This window comes from Achromobacter sp. 46006 (genome assembly GCF_059761975.1).
The window spans coordinates 26,311-41,540 of sequence record NZ_JCBANN010000019.1 but is presented as its reverse complement, the minus strand read 5'-3'; the positions used below and the strand labels follow the sequence as shown (position 1 = coordinate 41,540).

General features: G+C 66.6%; 18 protein-coding genes. 6 read left to right on the top strand and 12 right to left on the bottom strand.

All coding sequences use genetic code 11. The features are described from left to right. Positions 1-42 precede the first annotated feature (42 nt). The 5 genes from AC6LKG_RS12035 to AC6LKG_RS12015 all read left to right on the top strand — a co-directional run bounded on the left by AC6LKG_RS12035 (position 43) and on the right by AC6LKG_RS12015 (position 3,687). Complete coding sequence (locus AC6LKG_RS12035; protein WP_498164668.1) at positions 43-648, top strand: hypothetical protein; 606 nt, start codon at positions 43-45, stop codon at positions 646-648. Between the two features lie 43 nt (positions 649-691). Continuing rightward, positions 692-1,150 (top strand): Lrp/AsnC family transcriptional regulator, encoded by a 459-nt coding sequence (locus tag AC6LKG_RS12030; protein WP_498164667.1) that lies wholly within the window; start codon positions 692-694, stop codon positions 1,148-1,150. 115 nt (positions 1,151-1,265) lie between these two features. Continuing rightward, positions 1,266-1,574: a hypothetical protein gene (locus AC6LKG_RS12025; protein ID WP_498164666.1), complete on the top strand. Its 309-nt coding sequence runs from the start codon at positions 1,266-1,268 to the stop codon at positions 1,572-1,574. 30 nt (positions 1,575-1,604) lie between these two features. Further along, positions 1,605-2,585, top strand: coding sequence for a 4-hydroxythreonine-4-phosphate dehydrogenase PdxA (gene pdxA, locus AC6LKG_RS12020; protein ID WP_498164665.1), 981 nt, complete (start codon positions 1,605-1,607; stop codon positions 2,583-2,585). A 124-nt stretch (positions 2,586-2,709) separates the two neighbouring features. Further along, positions 2,710-3,687 carry a bile acid:sodium symporter family protein gene (locus AC6LKG_RS12015; protein WP_498164663.1) on the top strand — a complete coding sequence of 326 codons (978 nt, stop codon included), beginning with the start codon at positions 2,710-2,712 and terminating at the stop codon, positions 3,685-3,687. A gap of 72 nt (positions 3,688-3,759) precedes the next feature. Here AC6LKG_RS12015 and AC6LKG_RS12010 read toward each other — a convergent pair whose 3' ends face one another. From AC6LKG_RS12010 to AC6LKG_RS11955, 12 genes are all read right to left on the bottom strand, one after another. Further along, positions 3,760-5,142, bottom strand: coding sequence for a replicative DNA helicase (locus AC6LKG_RS12010; protein WP_054419764.1), 1,383 nt, complete (start codon positions 5,140-5,142; stop codon positions 3,760-3,762). Next, on the bottom strand, positions 5,139-5,978 hold the full coding sequence (locus tag AC6LKG_RS12005; RefSeq protein WP_498164661.1) for an RIO1 family regulatory kinase/ATPase domain-containing protein: 840 nt from the start codon (positions 5,976-5,978) through the stop codon (positions 5,139-5,141). Before AC6LKG_RS12005 ends, AC6LKG_RS12010 begins: the two co-directional genes overlap by 4 nt. A 144-nt stretch (positions 5,979-6,122) precedes the next feature. Beyond that, entirely contained in the window at positions 6,123-6,578 is a 456-nt protein-coding gene (gene rplI / locus AC6LKG_RS12000) for a 50S ribosomal protein L9 (RefSeq protein ID WP_498164660.1), read from the bottom strand. 14 nt (positions 6,579-6,592) lie between these two features. Next, positions 6,593-6,865: a 30S ribosomal protein S18 gene (gene rpsR / locus AC6LKG_RS11995; RefSeq protein ID WP_006218308.1), complete on the bottom strand. Its 273-nt coding sequence runs from the start codon at positions 6,863-6,865 to the stop codon at positions 6,593-6,595. 110 nt (positions 6,866-6,975) lie between these two features. Further along, a complete protein-coding gene (gene priB, locus AC6LKG_RS11990) occupies positions 6,976-7,299 on the bottom strand; it encodes a primosomal replication protein N (RefSeq protein WP_498164658.1) in 324 nt (107 codons plus the stop codon). Positions 7,300-7,352: 53 nt separating this feature from the next. Beyond that, the gene (gene rpsF, locus AC6LKG_RS11985; RefSeq protein ID WP_020924524.1) at positions 7,353-7,727 is read right to left on the bottom strand and encodes a 30S ribosomal protein S6; all 375 of its coding nucleotides are present in this window, start codon (positions 7,725-7,727) and stop codon (positions 7,353-7,355) included. A gap of 224 nt (positions 7,728-7,951) precedes the next feature. Then, complete coding sequence (locus tag AC6LKG_RS11980) at positions 7,952-8,866, bottom strand: DUF817 domain-containing protein (RefSeq protein WP_498164656.1); 915 nt, start codon at positions 8,864-8,866, stop codon at positions 7,952-7,954. Between the two features lie 7 nt (positions 8,867-8,873). Beyond that, positions 8,874-9,671, bottom strand: a complete 798-nt coding sequence (folE2, locus tag AC6LKG_RS11975; protein ID WP_498164655.1) for a GTP cyclohydrolase FolE2 — start codon at positions 9,669-9,671, stop codon at positions 8,874-8,876. Positions 9,672-9,861: 190 nt separating this feature from the next. Continuing rightward, the gene (gene dxs / locus AC6LKG_RS11970; RefSeq protein ID WP_498164654.1) at positions 9,862-11,724 is read right to left on the bottom strand and encodes a 1-deoxy-D-xylulose-5-phosphate synthase; all 1,863 of its coding nucleotides are present in this window, start codon (positions 11,722-11,724) and stop codon (positions 9,862-9,864) included. A gap of 52 nt (positions 11,725-11,776) precedes the next feature. Next, positions 11,777-12,688, bottom strand: a complete 912-nt coding sequence (locus AC6LKG_RS11965) for a polyprenyl synthetase family protein (protein ID WP_498164652.1) — start codon at positions 12,686-12,688, stop codon at positions 11,777-11,779. 7 nt (positions 12,689-12,695) lie between these two features. Further along, a complete protein-coding gene (locus AC6LKG_RS11960; RefSeq protein ID WP_049072439.1) occupies positions 12,696-12,962 on the bottom strand; it encodes an exodeoxyribonuclease VII small subunit in 267 nt (88 codons plus the stop codon). A gap of 82 nt (positions 12,963-13,044) precedes the next feature. Beyond that, on the bottom strand, positions 13,045-13,899 hold the full coding sequence (locus AC6LKG_RS11955) for an IclR family transcriptional regulator (protein ID WP_498164651.1): 855 nt from the start codon (positions 13,897-13,899) through the stop codon (positions 13,045-13,047). Between the two features lie 177 nt (positions 13,900-14,076). Here AC6LKG_RS11955 and AC6LKG_RS11950 point away from each other — a divergent pair, with 177 nt between their 5' ends. Further along, positions 14,077-15,048 carry a Bug family tripartite tricarboxylate transporter substrate binding protein gene (locus AC6LKG_RS11950; RefSeq protein WP_498164649.1) on the top strand — a complete coding sequence of 324 codons (972 nt, stop codon included), beginning with the start codon at positions 14,077-14,079 and terminating at the stop codon, positions 15,046-15,048. The last annotated feature ends 182 nt before the right edge of the window (positions 15,049-15,230 follow it).

Genomic DNA, 15,230 nt, shown 5'->3' with positions numbered 1-15,230 from the left:
GCGCGGCGCGCCCACGGCGTGCGGCGCAACCGGAGCGCGCCCATGAAGACGATCGACAATTATGTGCCTCCCGACGCAGCCTCGCTGCGGCGCCTGCAGGAGCGACTGGGCTACAACGACACGCAGATGGCCGAGCTGGCCGGGCTCGACGAGGCGGTGCCGTGGTCCAGCTACGTCGGCGGCCCGCGGCCCCACGCCCTGGGGCGGCAGCGGCTGGTGGCGATGGCCGCCCGCCTGACCCTGGACGAACCGGCCTGGCTGCGGGTGCTGGCAGCGATGCGCGAGGCCGGCGCGCGGTTCGACTACGGCGCGCCCGACACGCCTGCACCCCCTCTGGCGCCCGAGCCGGCGCCAGAGCAAGAAACCAAGTTCGGCATGCGGCTGATAAGCGATCGCGGCGCGTTCCACGAAATGGAGCAATTGCGCGAATTCGCCCACCACGTCCACGAGTTCGGCGCCAGCGATCTGGTGCTGGCGGCTCGCTATGACAGCGCCGCCGACCTGTGCCGCCTCACGCTGGCCCCCCAGCGGCCAGGAGATGCCACGCGCCGCGACAGGGTATTCGACGCGGCCTCCAGGACCATCACGCGCTTTGCCTTCGACGGCCGGATCTACCGCGGTGGCCTGCCGCCCGAATCCGACGGCTGACGCGCATTGACGCGCGCCGCGCCGCCCCTGTATGGTCGGGCGCATGAACCAACGCCTAGATACCATCGACCGGCAACTGCTCAGCCTGCTGCAGGCCAATGCCCGCGAGCCCGCTGCCATCCTGGCGCGCAAGCTTGGCCTGGCACGCACCACGGTGGTGGCGCGTATCGCCCGCCTCGAACGCGAACACATCGTGGCGGGCTACGGCGTGCGACTGGGCCGCCAGCTCGAAGAAGCCGCGGTGCGCGCCTATTGTTTCATCAGCGTGCTGCCCAAGACCCCGGCGGCCGTCATGCGCGAACTGGAAAAAATGCCCGAGGTCGAGGAAGTCTCGTCGGTCAGCGGCCCCTATGACTACCTGATCTTCCTGCGCTGCGAGACCCATGAACAACTGGACGAACTGCTCGACCGCATCGGCCTGATCGACGGCGTGAAGCAGACGCAGACCTCCATCGTGCTCAGCCGCAAGGTCGACCGCCGCAGCGCCGTCGGCACGCCCTGAAGCATCCGCCACGCGGCCGGGGGGGACCGGCGGACGCCTTCCCGGCCTCGTGACGCCGGCCCGATCCGGGCGGCATAATGTTGTAATGTGATTTGTCGCCTCTCACGGATCCAATATGCTCGCACGCCTTGCCCTCGCCTCCGCCTTGCTCGCCCTGCTGGCCGCCTGTTCCAGCATGAGCGAAGTGACGTCCACCGGCAAGAACACCTATAGCGTCACGTACAGTTCGGGCACGCAGTTGCTGACCTGGGTCGAAATCAAGAACCAGGCCCTGCAGCGCGCCGACCAGTACTGCCAATCCATCGGGCGCAAGCTGCAAAAGCCGGCCATCACGTCCAACCATGCCACCGGCCTGGGCTCCAAGCGCGCCACCGTCACATTCGAGTGCGGCGAGATCGAACCGCCGAAGAATGCGCAGCCGTAAACACCGCAGGCCCTAGACCGGGAACACATCGTGAACACTCCCCCACCCGTGGGCATCACCATGGGGGATGCCGCTGGCATCGGCCCCGAAATCGTCGTCAAGGCCTGTGCCCAGGGCCTGAATGCTCCATGCGTGGTGTATGGCGATGCCGGTGCGCTACGCCGCGCGGCCGCTGCGCTGGGCGCGCGCCTGACAATCCGCGAGATCGCCCATGTCGGCCAGGCCAACGGCGATGCCGGCCACATCGAGGTGGTGGCCTGCGGCCCCGCCCTGCCGACCGACCTGCCCCATGGCAAGGTCAGCGCCGCCGCCGGGCGCGCCGCCTATGACTACGTCTGCGCTGCCATCGACGATGCCAGGGCCGGCCGCATCCGCGCCATAGTCACCGCGCCGCTGAACAAGCAATCCATGCACGCCGGCGGCATCGACTATCCCGGCCATACCGAGATCCTGGCCGAGCGTTCGGGCACCCGCAACTTCGCCATGATGCTAGCCAACGATGAACTGCGCGTGCTCCTGGTAACGATTCACGTCGCCCTGGCCGATGTCATGGCGCGCGTCACGCCCGAGGCCGAGCTGACCGCCATGCGGCTGGCCGACCAAGCCTGCCGCCAGATGGGCATCGCCCGTCCCCGCGTAGCGGTGGCGGGCCTGAATCCTCATGCAGGCGAAGGCGGCAAATTCGGCCGCGAAGACCTAGACATCATTGCGCCGGCCATCGACCGCGCGCGCGCCGAGGGCATCGACGCCAGCGGCCCCTGGCCCGGCGACACGGTCTTCATGCGCGCCCGCCGCGGCGAGTTCGACATCGTGGTGGCCCAATACCACGACCAGGGACTGATTCCCGTGAAGTACCTGGGAGTGGACCACGGCGTCAACGTCACCGTCGGCCTGCCGTTCGTGCGCACCAGCGTCGACCACGGCACCGCGTTCGATATCGCCGGCAAGGGCGTGGCCGACCAGGCTTCGCTGATCGCCGCCTTCGACCTGGCGCTGGCCATGACTCCCTGAACCCAACCAGTGGACAGCGGCCCTGGCACTGCCGGCGCCCCGCCGGCCCCGGCGTCTACAATACGGCCCGATTCCGGCGCGCTCGGCGCGCCGCCGCTTTTCGTCATTCCCCCTGCCCCCCTCCATGTCACGCCTTGTCCGTCTCCTGCCCGACCGCTTCACCCTCTACCTGATCTGCACCGTCATCATCGCCAGCATCGCGCCCGCCCACGGCCAGGGCGTGGTGGTGTTCGGCTGGATCACCAACATCGCGGTGGGCCTGCTGTTCTTCCTGCATGGCGCGCGCCTGTCGCGCGAAGCCATCATTGCCGGCCTCACCCACTGGAAGCTGCACCTCACGATCTTCTCGGCCACCTTCCTGATGTTCCCGTTGCTGGGACTGGCGCTCAAGCCGCTGCTGGAACCGCTGGTCACGCCCGAGCTGTACCTCGGCATCCTGTTCCTGTGCTGCCTGCCGGCCACGGTGCAGTCGGCCATCGCCTTCACCTCGATGGCGCGCGGCAACGTGCCGGCGGCGGTGTGCAGCGCCTCGGCCTCCAGCCTGCTGGGCATTTTCCTGACACCGCTACTGGTCGGCACGGTGGTCGCCAACGCCGGCAGCGCGCCGATCTCGTTCGACGCCGTCGGCAAGATCATGCTGCAACTGCTGCTGCCGTTCGTGCTGGGCCAGTTCGCCCGCCGCTGGATCGGCGCCTGGGTGCACAAGCGCAAGGCCATGCTGAAGTTCGTCGACCAGGGCTCGATCCTGCTAGTGGTCTACACCGCGTTCTCGGAAGCCATCAACGAGGGCCTGTGGAGCTCCACGCCGATCCCGGCGCTGCTGGGCCTGGTGGTGTGCTGCGCCGTCATCCTGGCGCTGGCGTTGGGCTTGTCGGCGCTGGCCGGCAAGGTGTTCGGCTTCAACCTGCCCGACCGCATCACGCTGCTGTTCTGCGGCTCCAAGAAGAGCCTGGCCAGCGGCATCCCCATGGCCCAGGTGCTGTTCGCAGGCCATGCCGTGGGCGCCATCGTGCTGCCGCTGATGCTGTTCCACCAGATCCAACTGATGGTCTGCGGCGTGCTGGCCGCGCGCTATGGCAAGCGGCCCGAAACGCAAGAGTGAATCCACCGCACCCTCATGAAAAAGCCGCGCCCGAGGGCGCGGCTTTTTTTCGGGCCAGGCGGCTGCGCACGCTCAATACATGTCGCGAGGCTGTGCACCGGAGAAGTTCAGGAAGCGCGTGCTCGAGCCCTGGAAGGTCAGGCGCACCGTGCCGATGGGGCCGTTACGCTGCTTGCCGATGATGATCTCGGCGGTGCCCTTGTCCGGCGAATCGGGGTTGTAGACCTCGTCGCGATAGATGAACAGGATCACGTCGGCGTCCTGTTCGATGGCGCCCGATTCGCGCAGGTCGCTCATCACGGGACGTTTGTTGGGGCGTTGCTCCAGGCTTCGGTTCAACTGCGACAGCGCGATCAGCGGACAGTTCAGCTCCTTGGCCAGGCCTTTGAGCGAACGGCTGATTTCCGACACTTCGGTGGCACGGTTCTCGCCCGAGCCGTTGCCCGACATCAGTTGCAGGTAGTCGATGATGATCAGGCCGAGCTGGCCGCACTGGCGCGCCAGGCGGCGCGCGCGGGCGCGCACTTCCATCGGGCTGAGCGCGGGCGATTCGTCGATGTAGACCTGCGCGTCCTGCATCAATTGCACCGCGTGGGTCACGCGCGGCCAGTCCTCGGCGATCAGCTTGCCGGTACGCATGCGGTGCTGGTCGAGCAGGCCGACCGAGCCGAGCATACGCATGGCCAACTGCACCGCGCCCATTTCCATCGAGAACACCGCCACCGGCAGGCCCTCTTCGATGGCGACGTGTTCGCCAATGTTCATCGAGAACGAGGTCTTGCCCATGGACGGGCGGCCGGCCACGATGATCAGGTCGCCGCCCTGCATGCCCGAGGTCATCTTGTCCAGGTCGGTGAAGCCGGTGGGAACGCCGGTCACGTCGGAGGTGCTTTCGCGGTGATAGAGCTCGTCGATGCGTTCCACCACCTGCGTCAGCAGCGGCTGGATTTCCTGGAAGCCGGCGGCGCCGCGCGCGCCTTCCTGGGCAATCTGGAACACCTTGGACTCGGCCTCGTCCAGCAGTTGGCGGGCTTCCTTGCCCTGCGGATTCATGGCGGCCGAGGAGATCTCGTCGGCAATCGACACCAGCTTGCGCAGCATGGCGCGCTCGCGCACGATCTCGCCGTAACGGCGGATGTTGGCGGCCGATGGCGTGTTGTGCGCCAGCGCGTTCAGGTAGGCCAGGCCGCCGGCGTCATCGGCCTTGCCGGCGCTGACCAGCGATTCATGCACGGTGATGACGTCGGCCGGACGCGCCAGACCGATCAGGCGGGCGATGTGGTGCCAGATCAGCCGGTGGTCGTGACGGTAGAAGTCTTCTTCGACCAGCACGTCGGCGATGCGGTCCCAGGCCGCGTTGTCGAGCAGCAGGCCCCCCAGCACTGATTGCTCCGCCTCGATGGAATGAGGAGGAACGCGCAGGTATTCGAGCTGGGAATCGGCAGGTGTGTTCATGGCTTCAATAGTAACGGCTGCAGGATGTCCGCAACGCGGAAGAAACCCTGCACGTCGCGTGACGGCAGGCGGCCCAGCAGGGGCCGCAGCGGCGTGGCGGCGAAGGACAATAGCCGCGCCAGGCGGCGCAGGCGGGCCTGGACCTCGGGATCGGGATTGCACTCGAAATAGACGTCCAGGGCCAGTTTACCCAAGGTACGTCCGACATCATCGGGCAACTTGCGCAAGGACACCAGCGAGGCCAACATCTGGAACAGGTCATAGGCCTGGGCCAGGGGGCGCGACAGGGTCGAGCCGATGTTTTCCTCGAAGTCGATGCGCCACAGTTCGCCATCTTGCAGGGTGATGTTACGGATCTGGGCGCCGCCATGCCAAAGCCCGCGGCCATGGAAATCGGCGAGGTCGGCCGCGGCGGCGCGCGTCAGCCACAGGCGCGTGGCGTCGTCTTCGTTGCGGATCAGGTCGGCCAGGTCTTCGCCGACGAACTCCAGCACCAGCAATCCGTCCTCCTGCCACCAGACCTCGGGCACGCGGCAACCGGCCTGCAGCAATTGCCGCAGGCGCCGGGCCTCGTGTTCGAGGCCATTGCGCAGCAGAATGCCCGGACGTGGGAACTCCCCCAGGAACAGCTTGCAGCCCAGTCCCAGGAACAACGCGCGCGCATAGCGCAACACGTAGCTCACACCGCTGGCCAGGCCCGGGCGCCGGCGCTTGATGATGCAGCGCACGCCATCGATGGTCGCATCGCGCACCGACGGCTCGCGCTCGGCGTCCCGGCTGTCGAGCCAGGCGCGCAATCCGGCGGGGGCGTTGTGGTGGACGGGCGGCTGGGTCAAGAGGTCCTCGGAGGAAACAGCGTGTGGTACGGGCGCGCAGCCCGCAAGACTACACGCAATTGGCGGCGGGCAACGCGCAGAGAGTCAGGCGCAAAGAAAAAAAGCCGGCACGCGGGCCGGCTTTTTCCTACCGCGGGGCCAGGCTTACGACAGTTCGCCTTCGACCAGCACGGTGACGTCGACGAGGACGTCGGCGTGCAGGGCGACTTGCACCGGGTATTCGCCGATGGCCTTCAGTTGACCATTGGCCATGCGCACCTGGGCCTTCTCGATGCCTTCGAAACCGGCCTTCTTCAGGGCTTCGGCGATGTCGGCATTGGTGACCGAGCCGAACAGACGGCCGTCGACGCCGGCCTTCTGGACGATCTTCAGTTGGTAGCCGTTGACGCGTTCGCCCAGGGCCTGGGCGGCAGCCAGCTTCTCGGCCTGGGCCTTTTCCAGTTCGGCGCGGCGGGCTTCGAATTCCTTCAGGGCGGCGTCGGTGGCACGACGGGCCTTCTTCTGGGGAATCAGGAAGTTGCGGGCGTAACCATCACGCACGCGGACGACTTCGCCGAGGTTACCCAGGTTGACGACTTTTTCGAGCAGAATAACTTGCATTTCAGTGCCCCGGATTAGTTGTGGTTGTCGGTGTAAGGCAACAGGGCCAGGAAGCGCGCGCGCTTGATGGCGGTGTCCAGCTGGCGCTGGTAGATTGCCTTGGTGCCGGTCAGGCGAGCCGGGATGATCTTGCCGTTTTCTTGCACGAAGTCGCGCAGGGTGTCCAGATCCTTGTAGTCGATCTCTTCGACGCCGGCGGCGGTGAAGCGGCAGAACTTACGACGCTTGAAGAGCGGGTTCTGCTGCGTGAATTTGCGTTTTTCCTTGCGTTTTCCGAAGAAAGCCATGATATGTGCCTCTATGTTTGAGGGGACCGGGTCTGCCTTGTTCGGGCCCGACTCCCCGTAACCTATCCGTATTCAGACGGCGCTTGCGCGCCCCTATTGCCCTTTTCCCGTCAAGCCACCAGCGGATCGCGTCCTGCGCTGCCGCTGACCCGCCGCACCTGCTGCAGATGCAACTTGAACTTCACGGAGTCCTTGCGCACGGGGGCCAGAAACCCTCGCACCTGCAATTCGGACCCTAGCGCCGTTCCTTGCAACAGCAACGCCAGATCGCCCAGTGCCACGGCCGAGATCGTCAGTTCGACACGGCGCGGATGGCCGGCTTCGATGACCTCAGATTCGTGCGCCAGCACCATTTCCAGGGCTGGCAGACCGGCGGGCGTGTGGCGCAAAGGCTCGCATTCGAGAACGCGGGCGCTGAGTTCCAGCGTGTTCATCCTGCCAGGCACCGAGGGGACTTCATGGGATGGGCTGCTCGCGTGAGCCCTGCTTACTCGGCCTGAGCCGCGACAGCTTCGGCCGAAGCCTTGCGGGCTTCTTCGCGCTCGACCGACTTCATCATGATCGAGGGAGCGGTCTGGGCCTTCTTGGTCTTGATGACCAGGTGGCGCAGCACGGCGTCGTTGTAGCGGAACGAGTGTTCCAGCTCATCCAGCGTGGCTTGGCCGCACTCGATGTTCAGGCAGACGTAGTGAGCCTTGACGAGCTTCTGGATCGGGTAGGCCAGTTGACGGCGGCCCCAGTCTTCCAGGCGGTGCACCGAGCCGCCTTGGCCCGTGACCAGCGCTTGGTAACGCTCGACCATGGCGGGCACTTGCTCGCTTTGGTCGGGGTGAACGATAAACACCACTTCGTAGTGACGCATGAGTAAAACTCCTTGAGGATGTCTTGCCTGCCGCTCGCCTGACACCGTCATCGGCCCATTTTCACGGGACGTTTCGGCTTTCCAGTGCTTTCTCTATCACTGGTCTTTTTCTTCGAGGCGTATGGCTTGCAAGGGGCAGCCCGCTACCCAAAAAACATGGGCGGTCGAGCAAGAAAGCTCTCGATTATCGCCGATCGCACAGCCTGACGCAAGCCGAGCGGATGTCAAGAAATCGGGGACGCGTTATTTGCACCCAGCGGACGCGGCGCATCCGCCACACAGATCGGCTGCGGCCGGCTCACCACGCTGACCATCACGTAGCTGATGATCATCAGCAGGAACCAAGAACCCAGCTTGTTGATCGACACCAATTCCCAGCCGTGCGCCTGATTGGGATAGCGCCAGGCGTTGGCGAAGGTGCCGATGTTTTCGGCGAACCAGATGAACAGCGCCACCAGGACGAAGCCCAACAACAGCGGCATGCGGCGGTAATCGCGCCAGATGCGGAAATAGACCCAGGTGCGGGCGAACAGCAGCGCCGTCAGGCCGAACAGCGCCATCCGGAAGTCGGCGATGAAATGGTGCGCGAAGAAATTCACGTAGATCAGCACCGACAGCGCCACGGTCGCGGCCAGCGGCGGATGAGCGCGAAAGCGGAAGTCGAACAGGCGCCAGACCCGCGCCAGATAGCTGCCGACCGCCGCATACATGAAACCGGTGAAGAGCGGCACGCCGCCAATGCGCAGCACGCTGGCCTCGGGGTAGATCCAGGAGCCGGCCGCCGTCTTGAACAGCTCCATGCCGGTGCCGACCACATGGAACATCAGGATGACCTTGGCCTCGTCCCAGGTTTCCATGCGCAGGGCCAGCAGCGCAGCCTGGATCGCGAGCGCCGCCAGCGTCAGGAAATCGTAGCGCGCCAGCCAGGCGTCTTGCGGATACCACCAGTGCGTACCCAGCAGCAGCGCGCACATCAGGCCGCCGAACAGGCAGGCCCAGGCCTGCTTCACGCCGAAGCGGAAGAACTCGTAGAGCGCGACGCCCAAACGGCCGCGGCCGGCCAGTTGATTGGCCAGCCGCGCTTCCCACCCTTGCAGTCTCGCGATGAGCGGCCAGTCATTGGCCGCCGGATGGCGCACGGAGGGCTCAGCCTTCCACCACGGCGTAGGCCGAGTGGTTGTGGATCGATTCGAAGTTCTCGGCCTCGACGCGATAGCGGGCGATGCCGGGATGCGCGTTCAGGCGGGCCGCCACGTCGCGCACCAGGTCCTCGACGAACTTGGGGTTGTCGTAGGCGCGTTCCGTGACGAATTTCTCGTCGGGGCGCTTGAGCAGCCCCCAGAGTTCACATGAACCTTCGTCTTCGATCAGGCGGATGACGCCGTCCATGCCGATGTCGGATTCCAGGATGGCCGAGACCGTCACGTGCGAGCGCTGGTTGTGCGCGCCGTATTCGGAGATGGCCTTGGAACACGGGCACAGGCTGGTCACCGGCACCTGCACGACCAGTTCGAACTCGACCTGGTCACCCTGGGCGCGGGCGATCCACTGCACTTCGTAGTCCAGCAGGCTCTGCACGCCGGAGATCGGCGCCGACTTGTTGATGAAGTACGGAAAAGCCGCGGTGATGTCGCCGCGCTCGGCGTGCAGCAGCGGCAGCATATCGGCCGCCATGGCGCGGAACAGCGTCGGCGTCATGGGGGTGCTGCGGTACTTTTCCAGCAGCGCCACGAAGCGGGACATGTGCGTCCCCTTTTCTTCGGGGGGCAGCGCCACCGTCAGGGTCCAGTTGGCCACGGTGCCCTGGGGCGAACCGTCGGCATTTTCGATGAGCATGGGGTGGCGCACGCCACGGATGCCCACGCGCTGGATCGGGATGTGCCGCGTGTCCGTCGAGCTCTGGACGTCGGGCATCACGATGGCGGGGTCGATCGGAGAATTCATTTCGGCTTACCAGTCTGGGCGACGAGCGTGGCGTGAACACGCAGACCCAGGAATCTTTAGGAGGGGGCCATTATCGCCCAAAGTCCCGCCAGCGCCAGGGAAAACCCTTTCATTCGTAGGACGGCGGGGCCGGAACACACTGTTTCGCCACACGGACCAAACCGGCGGGCCGGTCCGTGGCTGCGCGCAATCAGGCCAGCAACACCGCGTAGCGCGCCCGGATCGATTGCTCGATGCCGGCGGCATCCAGGCCGATCCCGGCCAGCAGCGCCAATTGGTCGCCGTGGTCGATGAACGCGTCGGGGAAGCCCAGTTGCAGCACCGGGATCGCGACCCCTTCGGCGGCCAGCACTTCCAGCACGGCGCTGCCGGCGCCGCCCATGACGGCAGCGTCCTCGATCGTCACCAGCGCGTCGTGGCGGCTGGCCAGCTCGAGAATCAGGGCGCGGTCGATCGGCTTGACGAAGCGCATGTCGGCCACGGTGGCGTCCAGCTTCTCGGCCGCCGCCAGCGCCGGCTGCAGCAGCGTGCCGAAGGCCAGCACGGCGATCTTGCGGCCTTCGCGCCGCACCACGCCGCGGCCCAGCTCGACCGTATCCAGGCCGGCCGTTTCCGCCGCGCCGCAGCCCGCGCCGCGCGGATAGCGCACCGAGGCCGGGCCGGGATACTGATAACAGGTGGACAGCAGCAGGCGGGTTTCGTTCTCGTCCGACGGGGTTGCCACGACCATGTTGGGCACGCAACGCAAGAACGCCGTGTCGTAGTTGCCGGCGTGGGTCGCGCCATCGGCGCCGACGATGCCGGCGCGGTCCAGCGCGAACGTGACGTCCAGGTTCTGCAGCGCGACGTCGTGGATCAGTTGGTCGTAGCCGCGCTGCAGGAAGGTCGAGTAGATCGCCAGCACCGGCTTCTGCGCTTCGCAGGCGATGCCGCCGGCGAACGTCACGGCGTGCTGCTCGGCGATGCCGACATCGAAGTAACGCTGCGGGAAGCGCTTCTCGAATTCGACCAGGCCGCTGCCCTCGCGCATCGCGGGGGTGACGGCGACCAGGCGCGAATCCTGCTCGCCCATGTCGCACAGCCAGTCGCTGAACACCTGGGTGAAGGTGCGCTTGCCCGGCCCCTTCGATTGCTGGATGCCAACGGCGGGATCGAACTTGCCGGGGCCGTGGTACAGCACCGGATCGGCCTCGGCCAGCTTGTAGCCCTGCCCCTTCTTGGTGACCACATGCAGGAACTGCAGGCCTTGCAACGCCTTCAGGTTCTGCAGCGTCGGCACCAGCGCGTCGAGGTCGTGGCCGTCGATCGGGCCGACGTAGTTGAAGCCGAATTCCTCGAACAGCGTGGCCGGCGTGACCATGCCCTTGGCGTGTTCCTCGAAGCGGCGCGCCAGTTCCAGCACCGGCGGCACGTGCTGCAACACGGCGCGGCCGACGTTCTTGGCGGCGGCGTAGAAGCGGCCCGACATCAGGCGCGCCAGGTAGCGGTTCAGCGCCCCCACCGGCGGCGAGATCGACATGTCGTTGTCGTTCAGGATCACCAGCAGGTTGATGTTGGGCGTGACGCCAGCGTTGTTCATGGCCTCGAAGGCCATGCCGGCGGACATCGCGCCGTCGCCGATCACGGCGATGTGCTGGCGCTGCACGCCGGCATTGCGCGAGGCCACCGCCATGCCCAGCGCGGCCGAAATCGAGGTCGACGAATGCGCGGTGCCGAAAGCGTCGTATTCGGACTCGCTGCGCTTGGGAAAGCCCGAGATGCCGCCCTGCTGGCGCAGCTTGGCCATGCCGGCGCGGCGACCGGTCAGGATCTTGTGCGGGTAGGACTGGTGGCCCACGTCCCAGACGATGCGGTCGTGCGGCGTGTCGAAGACCTGATGCAGCGCCAGCGTCAGTTCCACCGTGCCCAGGTTGGACGACAGGTGGCCGCCGGTCTTGGAGACCGACTCCAGCACGAAGCCGCGCAATTCGTCGGCCAGCCGCTTGAGCTCGCGACGATCCAGGCGCTTGAGGTCTGCCGGGGATTGGATGCGGTCCAGTAATTCAGTCGTCATGCTTGTATGGGGTTCGTATGCCCGGCCTGCGGCCAGCCCGGACGGGTCACGGTCAGCGGTCTCGGAGGACGATGAAATCAGCCAGTTCGGCCAGGCGCTTGCCGGCGTCGCCCAGCGGCTCGAGCGCGGCCAGTGCGGCTTCGCGCAGTTCGCTCGCGAACGCACGGGCCTCGTCCAGGCCCAGCAGCGAAACGTAGGTCGGTTTGTTTTCGGCCGCGTCCTTGCCCGGGGTCTTGCCGAGGCTGGCGGAATCGGCGGTCACGTCGAGAATGTCGTCCACCACCTGGAACGCCAGGCCCATGGCCTGGGCGTAGACATCCAGGGCCTGGCGCGAGGCCGAGCTGGCGCCGGCGACAATGCCGCCCAGCGCCACGCTGCAGGCCAGCATGGCGCCGGTCTTCATGCTGTGCATCTGCTGCAGTTCGTCGCGCGACAACCGGTGGCCGACGCTGAGCAGGTCGATGGCCTGGCCGCCGGCCATGCCCTGGCTGCCCGCCGCGCGCGCCAGCGACTGCGTCGCCTGCACGATCAGGGCTGGAGCGATGGGCATGGAGGCCAGCAGCTCGAAAGCCAGCGGCTGCAGCGCATCGCCGGCCAGCATGGCGGTGGCTTCATCGAACTGCACATGGGTGGTGGGGCGGCCGCGGCGCAGAACGTCGTCGTCCATGCAGGGCAGGTCGTCGTGCACCAGCGAGTAGGCGTGGATCAGTTCCACCGCCGCCGCGGCGCGGTCCAGCGAGGCCTCGACGGCCAGCACGCTGCCACTGACCGGGCAGGCCTGGCCGGCGGCATAGACCATCGCGGCCCGCACCCGCTTGCCGCCACCGAGCACGGCATAGCGCATGGCTTCATGCAGGCGGGCGGGCACGGCGTCGGCGGGCGGCAGGAGGTCGTCAAGCACGTCTTCGACGTGCCGCACGCGCCCCTGCAGCCACTCCGGGAAAGCGAGTTGAATTTGCTTCATCCGATTCTTATTCGTCATCCAGCGCCGCCGGATCCAGCGGACGCAGCAAGTCGCCCTCGAGGACCTTGACCTGCTGTTCGGCCTGCGCCAAGCGTTCCTGGCAGACGCGCGTCAACGCCACGCCGCGGCGATAGGCGGCCAGCGACTGCTCCAGCGGCAGCGAGCCGTCTTCCATGGCCGCGACCAGCGATTCCAGTTCGGCCAGGGCCGTTTCGAAATCCTGGGGCAAGGGACGGTCGTCGGTCTGCGGATCGGCTTGGGAAGGTTTGGCCAAACGGGCCTCCGGGGGCACTAGGGGTGGATCAATCCGTGAATTGTACGAGATACCACAGCCCCGCCTCGACCTGCCGCCGCGCTCAGGCCGGCGCCCCCGCCAGGCCCGCGATGGTGGCCCGCAACGCGGGCGCCACCTGGGTCCGCAACCCGGCCTCGGGCAGCAGGCCTTCGGGGCCGCCGCAACTCATGACGAACACGCCCTCCCCGGTCACGGAAGTGAAGGGCACCGCCACCGCATTGATGCCCGACTGCCACTCGCCGATGGCAAAGCAGCAGCCGGTGTCGCGCAACTCGGCGCGGGCGCGCTCGATCGCCGCCGCCGCCGGCGCGGCCGGCCCCAGCCGTTCCAGCACATCGGCGCAGGCCGCCGCCGGCAGGCTGGCGAGATAGGCGCGGCCCATGGCGCTGTCGAGGCTGGCGCGATAGCCGACCGGCAACCTCAGATACAGGGCGGACGAACCGTGGATGGCCTCGACGTAGGTCATGGCGTCGCCGTCGAACGCGCCCAACGCCACCGCGCCGCCGGTCTCGCGCGCCAGGTCGCTCATCGATGCCTTGGCCAACTCGCGTACCTCTAGCCCTGCCAGCAGGCCGAAGCCCAGCGCCAGCACGCCGTATCCCGGCGAGTACTTGCCGGTGTCCGGGTGGTAGCGCAGGTAGCCCAGCTCGGTCAGGGTATAGGTAATGCGGCTGATGGTGGGCTTGGGCAGGCCGGTCAGGCGCGCCAGGTCCAGGTTGCCCAGCGCGGCCACTCCCGGCCGAAAGCAGCGCAGCACTTCCAGGCCGCGCGCCAGCGACGTGATGAAGTCGGGAGATACCGGCCCCTCGCCCACCGCCCCGGCCCGCTTGCGGCGCGCAGGGGCGCTCAGCGCCAGTTTCTGGTCGGGCTTGGCGGCGGGGTGCGCAATGCGCTTGGCGTCAGAAAAAGATTGCATTTCTATTCGCTTCGTTTTTATAGTTTATTTCGAATAACAAAACTAAATTCCATTTAACGGAATTTAAAACATCCAAGGAGACCTGGCAAGCCCCACGCCACCCCGCCTCGCGGGCACCGGCCAGGGCCAAGCCAGGCCCGACGGTTCCACTCATGCACGCGATTCCAAGGGGAAAACATGATTCGCAAACGCTATAAATTCCTGGCTGGCCTGTTGCTCGGCATCGCCGCTCTGGGCGCCGCCCAGGCCGACACCTACCCGTCGCGCCCGATCAAGGTCGTGTCGCCATTCCCGGCCGGCGGCGCCACCGACGTGCTGACCCGCCTGCTGGCGGAACGCATGGCCAAGACGCTGGGCCAGCCGATGATTGTCGAAAACAAGGCCGGCGCCGGCACCTCGATCGGCGCCGCCTTTGTCGCCCGCGAGGCGCCCGACGGCTACACCATCCTTATGGCCACCAACTCCACCCTGGTGACCAACCGCTACCTGTACAAGGAACTGCCCTATGACCCCGATGGCTTCGCGCCGATCGGCATGGTGGGCGTGGGGCCGCTGGTGCTGCTGTCCAGTCCCAGGCAATCCTTCAACAGCACCGCCGACGTGGTCGCCTACGCCAAACAGCACCCCGGCAAGCTGACCTTCGCCACCTTCGGCGCCGGCACCTCGTCGCACCTGGCCGGAGAATTGTTCAAGGAGCGCGCCGGCATCGACATCCTGCATGTGCCCTTCAAGGGCGCAACCCAGGCTCTGCCGGCCCTGATCAGCGGCGACGTGGACCTGTTCTTCGACATGGTCGCCACCGGAATGCCGCAAGCGAAGGCCGGCAAGGTCAAGGTGTTCGGCATCACCAGCCCGACGCGCCTGGCCACCGAATCGACGCTGCCGACGCTGGCCGAGCAAGGTTATGCAGGCTTTGACATGACGGCCTGGTTCAGCTTTGTCGCCCCCAAGGGCACGCCCGCACCAGTGCTGGACAAGCTGCAAGCGGCCCTGGCCGAAACGCTAAAGGACGAGACGGTGAAAAAGCGCATGCTGGACATGGGCATCGACCCGCGTACTGGCAGCGCCACCGAATTGGCGCAGCAGATCAAGAACGAACAACCCATCGTGTCGCAGTTGATCAAGCAAGCCAATATCGTTCTGCAATGACGGCAGGCGCGGTTTCGTGACAAAACGTTCACTGGACCGCGGCCGCGCCCATACCGGTGCCGCATGGCGCCTCAGGCCGACAGGGTCCCGCGGGGCCCTGTCGGTTTTTCATGCGCCCCCTAACCCCTGGATACAGTCCCCGCGCGCGCCCGGCTGCTAAGGTGAACGCGAGGACAGGCGCC

Excerpts from the sequence above, each read along its gene's own strand:
- rplI (WP_498164660.1), bottom strand. The coding sequence starts at position 6,578 with ATGCAAGTTATTCTGCTCGAAAAAGTCGTCAACCTGGGTAACCTCGGC.
- AC6LKG_RS12015 (WP_498164663.1), top strand. The coding sequence starts at position 2,710 with ATGTCACGCCTTGTCCGTCTCCTGCCCGACCGCTTCACCCTCTACCTG.
- folE2 (WP_498164655.1), bottom strand. The coding sequence starts at position 9,671 with ATGAATTCTCCGATCGACCCCGCCATCGTGATGCCCGACGTCCAGAGC.
- rpsF (WP_020924524.1), bottom strand. The coding sequence starts at position 7,727 with ATGCGTCACTACGAAGTGGTGTTTATCGTTCACCCCGACCAAAGCGAG.
- AC6LKG_RS12010 (WP_054419764.1), bottom strand. The coding sequence starts at position 5,142 with ATGAACACACCTGCCGATTCCCAGCTCGAATACCTGCGCGTTCCTCCT.
- rpsR (WP_006218308.1), bottom strand. The coding sequence starts at position 6,865 with ATGGCTTTCTTCGGAAAACGCAAGGAAAAACGCAAATTCACGCAGCAG.
- AC6LKG_RS11965 (WP_498164652.1), bottom strand. The coding sequence starts at position 12,688 with ATGAAGCAAATTCAACTCGCTTTCCCGGAGTGGCTGCAGGGGCGCGTG.
- dxs (WP_498164654.1), bottom strand. The coding sequence starts at position 11,724 with ATGACGACTGAATTACTGGACCGCATCCAATCCCCGGCAGACCTCAAG.
- AC6LKG_RS12030 (WP_498164667.1), top strand. The coding sequence starts at position 692 with ATGAACCAACGCCTAGATACCATCGACCGGCAACTGCTCAGCCTGCTG.
- AC6LKG_RS12025 (WP_498164666.1), top strand. The coding sequence starts at position 1,266 with ATGCTCGCACGCCTTGCCCTCGCCTCCGCCTTGCTCGCCCTGCTGGCC.
- AC6LKG_RS11955 (WP_498164651.1), bottom strand. The coding sequence starts at position 13,899 with ATGCAATCTTTTTCTGACGCCAAGCGCATTGCGCACCCCGCCGCCAAG.
- priB (WP_498164658.1), bottom strand. The coding sequence starts at position 7,299 with ATGAACACGCTGGAACTCAGCGCCCGCGTTCTCGAATGCGAGCCTTTG.
- AC6LKG_RS11950 (WP_498164649.1), top strand. The coding sequence starts at position 14,077 with ATGATTCGCAAACGCTATAAATTCCTGGCTGGCCTGTTGCTCGGCATC.
- AC6LKG_RS12035 (WP_498164668.1), top strand. The coding sequence starts at position 43 with ATGAAGACGATCGACAATTATGTGCCTCCCGACGCAGCCTCGCTGCGG.